The sequence below is a fragment of the Arthrobacter sp. THG-b23 genome (genome assembly GCF_059091265.1).
On sequence record NZ_JBNHGM010000007.1, the window covers coordinates 100631 to 113503 of the forward strand.

Annotated in this window: 17 protein-coding genes; 2 read left to right on the forward strand and 15 right to left on the reverse strand. The window is 69.5% G+C overall.

The window, feature by feature from the left end; genetic code table 11:
- Nucleotides 1–56: 56 nt before the first annotated feature.
- The 11 genes from AC5RVD_RS13170 to AC5RVD_RS13220 form a co-directional block, all read right to left on the reverse strand.
- Entirely contained in the window at nt 57–461 is a 405-nt protein-coding gene (locus tag AC5RVD_RS13170) for a fluoride efflux transporter FluC (RefSeq protein WP_494127158.1), read from the reverse strand.
- Complete coding sequence (locus AC5RVD_RS13175; RefSeq protein ID WP_494127159.1) at nt 458–916, reverse strand: fluoride efflux transporter FluC; 459 nt, start codon at nt 914–916, stop codon at nt 458–460. The genes AC5RVD_RS13170 and AC5RVD_RS13175 overlap by 4 nt, the downstream gene beginning before the upstream one ends.
- Complete coding sequence (locus AC5RVD_RS13180; RefSeq protein WP_494127160.1) at nt 913–1638, reverse strand: metal-dependent transcriptional regulator; 726 nt, start codon at nt 1636–1638, stop codon at nt 913–915. The genes AC5RVD_RS13175 and AC5RVD_RS13180 overlap by 4 nt, the downstream gene beginning before the upstream one ends.
- Nucleotides 1639–1678: 40 nt before the next feature.
- Nucleotides 1679–2572, reverse strand: coding sequence for a metal ABC transporter permease (locus tag AC5RVD_RS13185; RefSeq protein ID WP_494127161.1), 894 nt, complete (start codon nt 2570–2572; stop codon nt 1679–1681).
- Complete coding sequence (locus tag AC5RVD_RS13190; protein ID WP_494127162.1) at nt 2559–3338, reverse strand: metal ABC transporter ATP-binding protein; 780 nt, start codon at nt 3336–3338, stop codon at nt 2559–2561. Before AC5RVD_RS13190 ends, AC5RVD_RS13185 begins: the two co-directional genes overlap by 14 nt.
- On the reverse strand, nt 3335–4246 hold the full coding sequence (locus AC5RVD_RS13195) for a metal ABC transporter substrate-binding protein (protein ID WP_494127163.1): 912 nt from the start codon (nt 4244–4246) through the stop codon (nt 3335–3337). Before AC5RVD_RS13195 ends, AC5RVD_RS13190 begins: the two co-directional genes overlap by 4 nt.
- A gap of 64 nt (nt 4247–4310) precedes the next feature.
- Entirely contained in the window at nt 4311–5069 is a 759-nt protein-coding gene (locus AC5RVD_RS13200; RefSeq protein ID WP_494127164.1) for a class I SAM-dependent methyltransferase, read from the reverse strand.
- A 25-nt stretch (nt 5070–5094) separates the two neighbouring features.
- Nucleotides 5095–5979 (reverse strand): histidinol-phosphatase, encoded by an 885-nt coding sequence (hisN, locus tag AC5RVD_RS13205; RefSeq protein WP_494127165.1) that lies wholly within the window; start codon nt 5977–5979, stop codon nt 5095–5097.
- Nucleotides 5980–6046: 67 nt separating this feature from the next.
- Nucleotides 6047–7150, reverse strand: coding sequence for a ribosome small subunit-dependent GTPase A (gene rsgA / locus AC5RVD_RS13210; protein WP_494127166.1), 1104 nt, complete (start codon nt 7148–7150; stop codon nt 6047–6049).
- A gap of 2 nt (nt 7151–7152) precedes the next feature.
- Nucleotides 7153–8478: a 3-phosphoshikimate 1-carboxyvinyltransferase gene (gene aroA, locus AC5RVD_RS13215; RefSeq protein WP_494113618.1), complete on the reverse strand. Its 1326-nt coding sequence runs from the start codon at nt 8476–8478 to the stop codon at nt 7153–7155.
- Between the two features lie 5 nt (nt 8479–8483).
- On the reverse strand, nt 8484–9065 hold the full coding sequence (locus tag AC5RVD_RS13220) for a DoxX family protein (protein WP_493989211.1): 582 nt from the start codon (nt 9063–9065) through the stop codon (nt 8484–8486).
- 327 nt (nt 9066–9392) lie between these two features.
- Here AC5RVD_RS13220 and AC5RVD_RS13225 point away from each other — a divergent pair, with 327 nt between their 5' ends.
- Both AC5RVD_RS13225 and rsrA read left to right on the forward strand, forming a co-directional pair.
- A complete protein-coding gene (locus tag AC5RVD_RS13225; protein ID WP_494113619.1) occupies nt 9393–10097 on the forward strand; it encodes a sigma-70 family RNA polymerase sigma factor in 705 nt (234 codons plus the stop codon).
- Nucleotides 10094–10357, forward strand: coding sequence for a mycothiol system anti-sigma-R factor (rsrA, locus tag AC5RVD_RS13230; RefSeq protein ID WP_493989213.1), 264 nt, complete (start codon nt 10094–10096; stop codon nt 10355–10357). Before AC5RVD_RS13225 ends, rsrA begins: the two co-directional genes overlap by 4 nt.
- Nucleotides 10358–10485: 128 nt before the next feature.
- On the opposite strand, the gene AC5RVD_RS13235 is transcribed toward rsrA, so the two are convergent.
- The 4 genes from AC5RVD_RS13235 to AC5RVD_RS13250 form a co-directional block, all read right to left on the reverse strand.
- Nucleotides 10486–10560: a 50S ribosomal protein bL37 gene (locus AC5RVD_RS13235; RefSeq protein ID WP_369299106.1), complete on the reverse strand. Its 75-nt coding sequence runs from the start codon at nt 10558–10560 to the stop codon at nt 10486–10488.
- An 89-nt stretch (nt 10561–10649) separates the two neighbouring features.
- The gene (locus AC5RVD_RS13240; RefSeq protein ID WP_494121569.1) at nt 10650–11246 is read right to left on the reverse strand and encodes a PadR family transcriptional regulator; all 597 of its coding nucleotides are present in this window, start codon (nt 11244–11246) and stop codon (nt 10650–10652) included.
- On the reverse strand, nt 11246–12070 hold the full coding sequence (locus AC5RVD_RS13245) for a DUF4097 family beta strand repeat-containing protein (protein WP_494127167.1): 825 nt from the start codon (nt 12068–12070) through the stop codon (nt 11246–11248). The genes AC5RVD_RS13240 and AC5RVD_RS13245 overlap by 1 nt, the downstream gene beginning before the upstream one ends.
- 197 nt (nt 12071–12267) lie before the next feature.
- Nucleotides 12268–12867, reverse strand: a complete 600-nt coding sequence (locus AC5RVD_RS13250; protein WP_493989216.1) for a GDSL-type esterase/lipase family protein — start codon at nt 12865–12867, stop codon at nt 12268–12270.
- Nucleotides 12868–12873 lie beyond the last annotated feature (6 nt).

Consider the following 12873-nt stretch of genomic DNA (forward strand, 5'->3'; position numbering starts at 1 on the left):
CGGCCGGGACCGCCCGAGCCCCGCCGGATAGCCCTCCGGCGGGGCGTTCGGAGGCCTCAGGACAGCGGCACGGTCAGGCCGGCTGCCGCGAGTCCGAGCGCGGCGGCGGCGGTGCCCAGCAGCAGGTTCGCCGCTAGATTGACGACGGCGGCGCCCGCGCGGCGCTCTGCCCACAGCTTAACCGTGGCGACGGTGAAGGAACTGAAGGTGGTCAGTCCGCCGGCCAGGCCGCTGGCCAGGGCCAGGCGCCAAGGGTCCGGCATGCCCGGCTCCTGGCCAGCCACCCCGCCGGCGACGAGCCCGAGGATGAACGAGCCGGTGACATTGACCAGCAGGGTAGCCCAGGGCCAGTGCTGCTCCGGCCGCCGGCGGGCAGCCTGCAAGCGGGCGAGCCAGGTGTCGGCGGCGAAGCGCAGCAGGGCGCCGCCGGCGCCGAACAGCCCGACGAGCAGCGCCGTCACGCGGCAGCCCCCCGGGTAATCCGGCGGCCCAGCCTGCGCCCGGAGTACAGCCCGGCGACGGCGGCGGCGAGGCCCGCGGCCGAGGACAGGCCCAGGTACAGCAGCCAGTCGGCGTGGCGGCCCTGCGCCGCCAACCGGTCGATGGCCAGCGCCACGGCCGAGAAGGTGGTGAAGGACGCCAGCAGCCCCGGCCCCAGCGCTGCCCGCAGCCAGAACGCGGTGCCGGGGCGTTCGGTCCAGAGGGCCGTGAGCATGCCCAGCAGCAGGCTGCCCGAGATGTTGATGGCCAGCGTGGTCCATGGAATGGAGCCGTCTTCAGGGAAGGCGATGCCCAGCAGGTGGCGCGCCTCGGCGCCCGCGAAGCCGCCGACCGCAACGGCGGCCCAGGCGCCCCAGCCGGGCAGCGCGGACGGCGCCGCCGCGATGCGAAGCCGCGCGCGCGGCGTCGTGCTCACGAAGCGAGCCGGCAGCCGGGATGCGGATCGCCGTGCACCCATAGGGCGGCGGCGGCCTGGTCGCCCAGGTCCAGCTCCCGGGCCGCCCCGTCCGGGCCGAACCGGACCACCAACGCACCGCCGAAGGGGCGCCGGCCGACGACTTCCACGCGGTCGTCGAGTCCGATCCGTTCGGCGCTGAAGAAGCGGAGGAGGTCGGCATTGGCGTCGCTGATCCGGGTGATCCGGCCGGTGTGTCCGCCGTCGAGCTCTTCCAGCTGCACGGCGCTGGGCACGTGGACGGTGCCGTCCGCCGCCGGGATGGGGTCGCCGTGCGGATCGCGCTGCGGGTTGCCGAGCTTGGCGGCCATCCGGTCGATGAACATGTCGGAGACGGTGTGTTCGAGCAGTTCGGCTTCGTCGTGGACCTCGTCCCAGGCATAGCCGAGTTCCTGGACCAGGAAGGTCTCCAGGATGCGATGCCGGCGGACCATGGTCAGGGCCAGCCGGCGACCGGCGTCGGTCAGTTCGATGGCGCTGTACGGCCGGTGGTCCACCAGCTGCAGCTCCACCAGCTTGCGCACCATCTCGGAGACCGACGAGTTGGCCACGCCGAGCCGGCCGGCCAGCTGAGAGGACGTGATGGGCTTGTCCTGCCACTCGGTGAAGGCATAGATGACCTTCACGTAGTCCTGCACGCTGGACGAGCCGCTGCTGAGCGCGGTCTTCCTGGCCGGGGGCATGCGTCTCACTCTCTCGTCGAACGTCTGCCAAGAAGGCAGGCTACCGGGTGGCGGCGCCGGTGCCGGGCTGCACGGCGGAGCCCTGCCCTGCGCGGCGCCGGGACATCTGCCAGATTACCCCGGTCCGCGGCGCGCCCAGGTAGACCACGAGGAAGACCAGCGCCTGGGCCAAAACCACCGCAGCGCCGGTGGCGACGTCCAGGTAGTAGCTGGCGTAGATGCCGGCGACCGAGGCGGCGGCCGTGAGCGAGGCGGCAATCGCCAGCATGGCATCGAACCGCCGGGTCAAGAGGAACGCGGTGGCCCCCGGGGTGATCAGCATGGCCACCACCAGCACGATGCCGACCGCCTGCAGTCCGACGACGACGGTGAGCGCCAGCAGCCCGAGCAGCAGCACCGACAGCCAGCGGGTGTTGAGCCCGATGGCGTGGGCGTGGATGCGGTCGAAGGCGAACAGCGTGAGGTCGCGGCGCTTGAACAGCAGCACGCACAGCGCCACGGCGCCGAGGATGAGCACCTGCAGCAGTTCGCCGTCGCTGACCCCCAGCACGTTGCCGAACAGGATGTGCTGCAGGTCGGTCTGGCTCGGCGTTTTGGAGATGATGGCCAACCCGGCCGCGAAGAACGCGGTGAACACCACGCCGATCACGGTGTCACCCTTCAGGCGGGTGGAGGACCGCACGCCGCCGATCAGCGCCACCGCCGCCGCGCCGAAGATGAAGGCGCCGAGCGAGAACGGCACCCCGAGGATGTAAGCCAGCGCGACACCGGGGAGCACGGCGTGGGAGACCGCATCGCCCATCAGCGACCAGCCCATCAGGATCAGCCAGCAGGACAGTACTGCCGACACGACGGAGGCGGCCAGCGTGACCACCAGGGCGCGGGTGAGGAACCCGTACTGCAGCGGTTCCAGCAGCCAGCTAAACACCTCCACTGCGCGTTCCTTCCCCCGGGCCGGCCAGCGCGGAGCCAAAGGCCAGGGCCAGGTTTTCGTTGGTGAGCACGTCTGCCGGCCGGCCGTGCGCCAGTATTTTCTGGTGCAGCAGGATGGCCTCGTCGCACAACTGCGGGATGCCGGCCAGATCATGGGTGGAGATCAGGATCGTCCTGCCCTCGTCGCGCAGTTCCTTCAGCAGGGCGATCAGGACCGCTTCGGAGGCCTTGTCCACTCCGGCGAAGGGCTCGTCGAGCAGCAGCAGGCCGGCATGCTGGGCTATGCCGCGGGCCACGAAGGCGCGCTTGCGCTGGCCGCCGGAGAGTTCGCCGATCTGCCGGTGCTGCAGATGGCGCAGGCCGGTGCGTTCCAAGGCTGCGTCGACTGCCTCGCGGTCGGGGCGGCGGGGGCGACGCATGGGTCCAAGCCGGCCGTAACGGCCCATCATCACCACGTCGCGCACGGAGACCGGAAAAGTCCAGTCCACGTCTTCGGACTGCGGCACGTAGCTGGCCAGGTTCAGCCTCCTCGCCTGCCGGGGGGACAGCCCAAACAGTTCCACCTTGCCCGACTCCGGGTGGACCAGTCCCATCAGCGACTTGAACAGCGTCGACTTGCCTGAGCCGTTGACCCCGATCAGCCCGCAGATGGTTCCCGGTGCCACCGTGGCGGAAACGCGGTCCAGGGCGACGACGTCGTTGTAGGCCACGGTGAGGCCGAGCACCGAGATGGCGGCGGCGCCGGCCGGGATATCGGGCGTGCTCACGGGACCAGGCCTTCCTTGATCAGGGAGATGTCGTGCCGGATCAGCTCCAGATGGGTGGGGACCGGGCCGTCCGGTCCGGAGAGGGAGTCCACATACAGCGGCGTGATGAGCCGGGCCCCGGTGGCGGCGGCGACCTGCTGCATCGACTCCGGGTTGACGGTCGATTCGCAGAACACCGACGGGATCCGGTGTTCGGCGACCTGTCCGATCACGTCCTTGATTTGCCGCGGCGTGCCCTCGGCGTCGGAGTTCACCGGCCAGAGATAGGCCTCACGCAGCCCGGCGTCGCGGGCCAGATAGGAGAACGCGCCTTCACAGCTGACCAGGGCAGGAACGGCGGTCGGATCGGCGAAGGCCGACTCCAGGTCGGCCATCAGGACGTCCAGTTCCCGCCGGTATTCCGCGCCGTTGCGGCGAAAATCGGCCGCCTGTGCCGGCAGCAGGCGGCTGAAGGCGTCCACGATGTTGTCCACGTAGACCTTCGCTGCCTGCGGAGACATCCACGCGTGCGGGTTCGGCTTGCCGGCATAATTCCCGGCGGTGATGCCCACCGGCTCCACGCCGTCGCTGAGGACCACATGCGGGGCCGGCACGGCATTCAGGAACCGTGCGAACCAGCGTTCGAGGCCCAGCCCGTTGTCCAGGATGAGGTCCGCGTCCTGGGCCCTCACCAAGTCCGACGGCGTGGGCTGGTAGCCGTGGATCTCCGCGCCGACCTTGGTGATGGACGCGACTTCCACGTGGCCGCCGCCGATCGTGTCGGCCATGTCCGCCAGCACGGTGAACGTGGTCAGCACCAGGGGCCGCTCCGCCGTCGCGGCGGCGGACTCCGGCGGCGGAGCGCAGCCGGTCGCCGCCAGCACGAATGCAACGGCCAGCAGGATCCCCCTCGCGCAAAGTTTCGGCATGCCTAAATTTTGCCGGACGGGCAGCCTCAAAACAAGCGCCGGAGGGGAAATGCCCGGGACCGGATCAGGTTTTTCTGGCCCGCCAGCTGTGCGTCAGGTAGGGCAGGTCGATCAGGGCCCCGGGGGAGTGGCCCAGGTGGTCGTGGAGGTACCAGTCGAGGTTGCCCAGGACTTTCGCCCGGGTGGCCTCGTTTGCGCGCAGGTAGTAGCTGCGGGTCTTGACCAGCTCCATCACGTCGCCGGTGCTGAGCGGGTCCCGCCACCGGGTTTCATGCCCTTCCAGCGCGCCGAACTCCCGGCCGACGCGGGGGCGGAAATCGGGTTTGAGCACGTCGCCGGCATGCATGATGCGGGAGAGGCGGTGCACCCACGGCACACCGGTATCCAACTGGTTCCACACCAATCCCAAGGTCCCGCCGGGCCTGAGGATGCGGGCGGCTTCCGTGCTCGCCCGCAGCGGATCGGTCCAGTGCCAGGCCTGGGCCACGGTGACCACGTCCACGACGGCGTCGGGGAGGCCGGTATCCTCGGCGGTCCCCACCACGGTGGTCACGCCCGGAAGGTTGCGCTCCAGCTGCGCCAGCATGTCCGCCGAGGGGTCCACCGCGACCACGCGCAGACCGCGGGCGGCCAGCGCGGCGGTGTATTTTCCGGTGCCTGCCCCAACGTCGGCGGCGTCCCGGGCGCCGGCCGGCAGCAGCCAGTCGACGGCGTCGTCGGGGTAGCCGGGGCGGATGCGGTCGTAGTGTTCGCCGCCCTGCTGGAAGGTGTCGGCGTAGGCGCGCCGCTGCTCGTCGTCCATGCGGGGGCCGCTGTGTGCCACGTGGTGCTCCTCGTGCGGCGGGGCGCTACCGGCCCTCGCCGGCCGCTTCGACGCTGCCGGCAGCTTCGTCGTCGTAGGCCGCCGCGGCCGACCCGGCGGGACGCTGTCCACGCAGTTCGGGGTTCAGGCGGTGCAGGGCCTCCGCGTGGAGCAGGCCGTTGGTGGCCAGCGCGTTGCCGCCGAACGGGCCGTCTTCGCCCTCCAGCGAGCTGAACCGCCCGCCGGCTTCGGTCACGATCGGCACCAGGGCGGCCATGTCGTAGAGGTTCAGTTCCGGTTCGCAGGCGATGTCCACGGCGCCTTCGGCCACCAGGCAGTAGGACCAGAAATCGCCGAAGGCGCGGGTGCGCCAGACGGATTCGGTCAGGCCAAGGAAGTGGTCCAGGTTCCCGCGTTCCTTCCAGCCGCCCAGGCTGGAGTAGGACAGCGACGCGTCCTCCAGCCGGTCCACGGCGGAAACCTGGAGCCGGGTCGCGGTGGCCAGCGAGCGTCCGGTGTAGGCACCCGTTCCCTTGGCGGCCCACCAGCGCTTGCCCAGCGCCGGCGCGCTGACCAGGCCGACGACCGGCTGCTCCTCGTCCACCAACGCGATGAGGGTGGCCCAGACCGGCACGCCCCGGACAAAGTTCTTGGTGCCGTCAATCGGGTCGATGATCCAGCGGCGGGCGCCGTGGCCGCTGCTGCCGAATTCTTCGCCGAGCACGGCGTCGCGCGGCCGGGAGCGGGAGAGCTGCCCGCGGATTGCTTCTTCGGCTGCACGGTCGGCGTCCGTGACCGGAGTCAGGTCCGGTTTGGTCTCCACCTTCAGGTCGAGGGCCTTGAAGCGGGCCATGGTCTGCGCATCCACGGAGTCGGCCATCACGTGGGCCAGGCGCAGATCGTCGTTGTAGCTTTGCGAAGCGTGGGTCATAGGTTTCAACCTATCGGTAAGTGAAGTGCGGACGCGGGAGGCGGAGCCTCCAGCCGGGCAGGAGGCCTCAGACGGTGCCGAGTTCCTTGGCCTCGGGGCGCTCTTCGGCCCCCAGCAGGCGGCGCAGCGACGCGAGCCTCGCCGCCCCCGCGTCGCCGGCCCCGCCGTCCGCGACGTAGGGGCCCAGCCCGCAGCCGATGGCGGCCGCGTCGTGTTTGCAGCCGCGCGGACAGTCGGCGGTGCCCGGCTCCAGGTCCGGGAAGGCGGACAGGATCCGGTCGGGGTCCACGTAGGCAAGCCCAAAGGAACGGATGCCCGGGGTGTCGATGATCCAGGTGCCGGCCGGCGAGTCCTGGACCTTCAGTGCCAGGGCCGACGACGACGTGTGTCTGCCGCGCCCGGTGACGGCGTTGACTCCGCCGGTGGCGCGCTGGGCCCCGGTGAGCGCGTTGACCATGGTGGACTTGCCGACGCCCGAGTGGCCGAGGGTGACGGTGACCTTGCCATCGAGATAACCGCGCAGCTGGGCCACGGCCTCGGTATCGAGCCGCGCCGACAGGCCCTCGTCGGAGGCGGTGTCCACGCCGTGAGCGTCGGCGGCCGCGGTGCGGCTGACGATGACCGGCAGCTCCAGGTGCTCGTAATTGGACAGCAGCTCGGCGGGATCCTTCAGGTCAGCCTTGGTGACGCACAACAGCGGGCGGATCCCGGCGTCGTACGCGGCCACCAGCGCCCGGTCGATGAACCCGGTGCGGGGTTCGGGGTTCGCCGCGGCCACCACGATGACCAGCTGGTCGGCATTGGCCACCACCGCGCGTTCAACCGGGTCGGTGTCGTCAGCGCTGCGGCGCAGCAGGGTGCGCCGTTCCTCCACCCGGACCAGCCGGGCGAGGCTGTCGGGTTCGCCGGAAACATCGCCGACCAGGGCGACGAAGTCTCCGGTGACCACCGGGGTGCGGCGCAGCTCGCGGGCTCGGGCGGCGACGACGATGCGCTCGCGGAAAGTGTCTTCATCGACGACGGCGGTGTAGCGGCCGCGGTCAACGGTAACAATCCGCCCGAGCTCTGCATCCTCGTGGGCCGGGCGGTCCTTGGTGCGCGGACGGGAGCCGCGCTTGTTCGGGCGGATGCGCACATCCGATTCGTCCCAGCTGCCGGTGCTGCGCGACACCGTCAGCCCTCGGTGGCCGAGGCGGCCGGAGCAACGGTGAACATGTCCTGCCACAGCTGCGGGAATTCGGGCATGGTCTTCGCCGTGGTTTCAATGTCCTCGACCTCCACGCCGCGCACGGCCAGGCCGAGGATCGCGCCCGCGGTAGCCATGCGGTGGTCCTCGTAGGAGTGGAACAGGCCGCCGTGCAGCGGCCTTGGCCGGATCAGCAAACCGTCGTCCGTCTCCTCGGCGTCACCGCCCAGCCGGTTGATTTCCGCCACCAAGGCGGCCAAACGGTCCGTCTCATGGCCACGCAGGTGGGCAATGCCGCTCAGGCGGGACTCGCCGTCGGCCAACGCACACAGCGCTGCCGCGGTCGGCGCCAGCTCGCTGGTGTCGGCGAGGTCGGCGCCGGTGATCGACGCGCCGCCGGTGACGGTCAAGGTGCCGCCCTGCAGCGTGACGGTGGCGCCGAGCCGCGGCAGGATGTCCCGCCAGGCGTCGCCCACTTGGGTGGTCGCGGTGGGCCAGTTGGGGATCCTGACCCGGCCGCGCGTGGCCAGGGCCGCGGCCAGGAACGGGCCGGCGTTGGAAAGATCCTGCTCGATCCGGGTGTCGAAGGCACGGATCGGGCCCGGGGAGACCACCCAGTGGTTGGGGGTGGAGTCGTCGACGCCCACGCCCAGGTCCCGCAGCAGCTGGACCGTCATCGAGATGTGGTCCAGGCTGGGCACGCGGTCGCCGGTGTGCTCGAGGTGCAGTCCGTCGCGAAAACGGGGACCAACCAGCAGGAGGGCGGAGACGAATTGCGAGGAGGCGCTGGCATCGATCGCCAGGTGGCCTCCGGCCACTTCACCGCTGCCGGTGATGCGGAAGGGCAGGCTGCCGTGTCCGCCATCATCCACCGCCACGCCCAGCTGGCGCAGTGCATCGATGGTGGGGGACATGGGCCGGCGCCGCGCCGCCGGGTCGCCGTCGAACTCCACTGCTCCGCTGCACAGCGCCGCCAGCGGCGGCACGAACCGCATGACCGTGCCGGCCAGCCCGCAGTCGATGGCGGCAGCGCCCAGCGGACGCGACGGGTCGATCGGGTCCACCAACAGATCCGGGCCGAACCTGCCATCGCCCTCGGTCTCGGTGATGCCGGCTCCCAAGGACCGCAGCGCCTCCACCATCAGAACGGTGTCCCGCGAGTGCAGCGGGGAGCGTAGCCGGGAGGGGCCGTCGGCCAGCGCGGCGAGCACCAGGTAACGGTTGGTGAGGGACTTGGAGGCCGGAACCTCTACTGTTGCATCGATCGGCCGCTCCGCGAAGGGGGCGGGCCAGTGGTTGGCAGCGTGGGGCATTACGTTCAGGATGCCACCACGTCCGTCGTGGCTTCGCGCACCGCGCGCTCGGCCTTCTTCAGCTGCTTCCGTGCGTCATGGCCGATCGAACCGGCATTGCGGCGGGCGTCTTTGCCGATGGAGCGGACGTTGCGCCGGGCGTCAGCGGCAAGATGCTCGGCCCGCCACACCAGGCCGGGCCGGCCATTGGTATCCACAGCGGCGAGCAGGACCGCCCCGATCAAGGACAGATTCTTCAACAGGTGGTTGCGGCGGGTGCGCCTGGCTTCCGGCGTTGCGGAATCGGCGGCGCGGTAATCCACCACGGTATTGAGGGCTGTGGTGCCGGCCAGTACGGCAGCCGCGAGCCGCGAGAACTTGCCCATGCCCAAGAGCACACCTGCTCCCACCTGGGCCGCGCCGATAGCGCGGGCCATCAGCTTCTCCTGCCCGGCCAGGGCGCCAGCCGCGGGAAGGACGGATTCCGTCTGCTGGACCAGCGGCCGCAGGGACACCGCCGTTTCGTCGGTGTGGCGCAGACGGTCTATGCCGGTGGCTACAAAGCTTGTGGCCAGCAGCGGGCGGGCGGCAAGGCGGACGATTGACATGGAAGCCTCCTGGCTGTCAGCGTGCGTCGAAGGATCTGCGCCTTTCCCGGAGCCGGGCCCCGGGAAGGTGGCACTGGACACTAGTCTGGCACTTTTGTTGCCACCGCACACCTTGCGGGGGCGTTTGCCGGGGTCGGCGGGGAATAGTTGCGGGGCATCGGCGGTTACCCATGGGAGGAAGGCCGGTGCATTGTCTCCGGCCGACGAGGTGTCGGAACGGAGGGAGATCCTGTGGCTACAGCGCTTGCCGAACGGGGCCCTGCAGGTCCGGTTGCGGGCGCAGTGTCCGCCCCGGCGTCTGTGCGGCTCAGCGTAGACTGGGAGCCAATGACGACTGAGAATTCGGACGCCGCCCAGGACCGCGTTATCCCCGCCACAACGGGGGAGCCGGACGAGGTCGACGTCCAGACGGAAACCGCCGACCAGCGCCGTGCCCGGTTCGAACGCGACGCCATGCAGTATGTGGACCAGCTCTATTCGGCAGCGATGCGGATGGCACGCAATCCCAGCGACGCCGAGGATTTGGTGCAGGAGGCCTATACCAAGGCGTTTTCGGCCTTCCACCAGTACAAGCCGGGCACCAATTTGAAGGCCTGGCTGTACCGGATCCTGACCAATACGTACATCAACCTCTACCGGAAGCGGCAGCGCGAGCCGCAACAGTCCAACACGGACCAGGTAGAGGACTGGCAGATGTTCCAGGCTGCCGCGCACACGTCCTCCGGGCTCCGGTCGGCGGAAGCGGAGGCACTGGACCACCTGCCGGATTCGGACGTGAAGAACGCCCTCCAGGCGATCCCGGAGGAATTCCGGCTGGCCGTCTACTTTTCGGACGTGGAGGGCTTCGCGTACAAGGAAATATCGGAAATCATGAACACCCCCATCGGCACCGTGATGTCCCGCCTGCACCGGGGACGCAAGTTGCTGCGCGAACTGCTCGCAGATTATGCGCACGAACGTGGCATGTCAGGCACCAAGGACAAGAAAAACGCCGCGGCGGCGGTGGGGACACAACAGGAGAACGGTAAATGAGCGACTGCCACGGACTGGGCGACTGCGAAGACGACCGGATGCAGCGGATCTACGAGTACGTCGACGGCGCACTCTCCCGCGATGACCTAGCGGAAATCAAGGCGCATCTGGACAGCTGTCCCGAATGCGCCGAAGAACACAACCTGGAGTGCCTGATCCGCTCGGTGGTGAAGCGCTCCTGCCAGGAGCACGCGCCACAGACGCTGAAGGAACGGATCCTGGACAGGATCAGCCACATCAGGGAAGCCGACACCGTGTAACGGGCCTGCCGGCGGCGCTCATCCTGCAGGGAACGAGCCGGGCACAACAAAAGAACCCCCGCGGGCCCAATCGGGCGCGGGGGTTCTTCGTTCAGCAGCTTCAGCCGCGCGGGCTATTGTCCGACTGCTTAGGTGTTGGGGCGCTTGCCGTGGTTTGCGCCGCCGCGCTTACGGTCACGGCGCTTGCGTGCTCGCTTGCTCATGGCTGCCTCCTTTGCTGGATGAAAAAGAACTGCGCACCAGTCTGTCATATGCCCGCCCCACCTCCTAACCGGAGGAGGGCCCGGACCGGTCAGCGCAGGGCCGCGGTGATGGAGGCCCTGGCCTGCTCCAGCACTGTCCTGATGGTCTGCACGGCGACTTCGTCCACGGTGCCGGCCGCCGTGCGCCGGCGCAGGTGCACCCTCACGTCGTCGCGGAAGTCGTTGAGCAGGTGTTCCAGTTCCTTGACCGTGCGCTGACCGGCGGCCTCGGCTGCGCGCGGGGACTTCCTGGCGTTGGCGCGGGCGGCCTCCGCCGAGGCGGCGAGGTCGGCCCGCAGTCCCTTCATCGAACTGCGCAGTTCCTCCCGCAGCTCGTCCGCCAGGCGCCGCACCGAAGCGGAGATGTCGGCTTCGACGCCGGCCAGTTCTTCCCGGCGGGCCGCCAGTTCGGCCCGCCCGGCATCGGTGATGCTGTATACCGTGCGCCGCCCATCGGACGAGGTGGCGACCAGCCCTTCGTCCTCGAGTTTGGCCAGCCTGGGATAGACGGTGCCCGCGCTGGGGGAGTAGGTGCCCCCGAACCGGTCGCTCAGGGCGCGGATGATGTCGTACCCATGCTTGTCGCCTTCCGCCACCAGCGCGAGCAGATAGAGCCGCAAGGCGCCGTGGGCGAAGACCGGAGCCATCAGCCGACCTGGCTTCCGGCACTGTCCCGGTGGAAGACCGCCAAGGTGCCCGAAACCGTGGTGGACCGGATGGTGAGCCCGCGGCCTTCGGGTCCTATCCGGGTCTTGACCTTCTCGGAGAGGCCGAAAAACTTCTGGTCGTTCACCGTGATGCTGCCGGTGGCCGAAGAAGCAGCCACTTCCACGCCGCATTCGTCCGGGACGCGGACCGTGACGTCGCCGGAGACGGAATTGACGGCCAGGTCCTCCGGGGCGCCGTGCAAATCAAAACCCAGGTCCCCGCTGACCGTGCTGGCCCGGACGTGGTCCAGGAAGCCGGAAGCTGTGATTTCGCCGGAGACGCTCTTGGCCACGAGATTCCCGCTGTGCCGGCGGACGATGATGTCCCCGCTGACCGTATTGACGGTGAGCATTCCGGCGGTGTCGTCCGCCATCATGGACCCGGAGACCGTGCTGACATCCGCCCCGGCCGCCGCACCGCACACGAGGCCGTCGCCACTGACAGTGGCGGCCTTGACGGGCAGGTCCCGGGGAATGCCGATACTGATGACCGCTTCGTCCCGGGCTCCGGGAAGCACCAGGTTGACGTGCCGGGCGAGGAAACCCAGCGGCCCGTCGCCGGCCTTGCCGTGGCTGATGCCCAGGGTGCCGTTGCGCAGGGTCATTTCCAGGGGTGTCCCGGTGACCTCGGAGACCTCCACGCGGACCGTCGGCTCGTCATGGACGATGATGTCCAGCCGCCCCTTGACGATGGATGCTCTCAGGGAGCGGACATTGTCGACATCGATCGTCCGGGGACCGTCGATGCTCCAGGTATCGTTCATGGCCCGTCCTGCCTGCGACGATACACCGCTCCAAACGCGATATATCTTGTGATGCAGAACACGATATATCGCGGCCGTCGTGCCCGCAAGGGGGGAGCACGCACGTCCTTAACTGCAAGGGCGGGACCGGAGCATCCTCCGGTCCCGCCGTCGCGGTGTTTCAGCCCTGTGCGGCACACGCGTGCCTTTGCGGGCCGTTAGAAAGGTTCGGGCAGGTCCAGCCAGGGGTACCACCCGCGGTGCAGGACCAGCCAGGCCAGCAGCCCGTAGCCCGCTTGGCCGGGGCCTCCGCCGTTGCTGGCCAGGTCGGTGCGCCACTGCTCGTGGTTCAGCAACGGCGTGAAGGTGTCGACGAAGACGTGCTTGCGCCGCGTGGTGACATCCCCGAAGGCGGTCGACAGCTCGGCCAGCTGGATGTTGCGGTCGGGGTCCAGTCCCGGCGGCGGACCCACGACGAAAACCTTGACGCTCAGCTGCGCCGCGCCGTCGAGGATGTTCGCCAGGTTGAGCCGGCTGCGGGCTGTGGACAGTCCGAGCTCGAGATCACGGCCGGACAGTCCAATGACGAGCCGGTTTTCGAAGCCGTCATCGAAACGCCGCCCTGCTTCCTGCAGCCAGCGGCCGGCCAGTTCCTCGGTTCCTTCGTTGGGCGAGGCCAGCACGAACGACTCCAGGGTGGCTGGATCCGGGTTGGTCCGGGCCAAGGTGCGGCCGAGCCAGCCGAGGGCGCGCGGGTCGCCCACACCGGCCAGCAGTTGATCACCCACGGCGGCGATCCTGATTCTGCGTTGCTCCACGGGTAG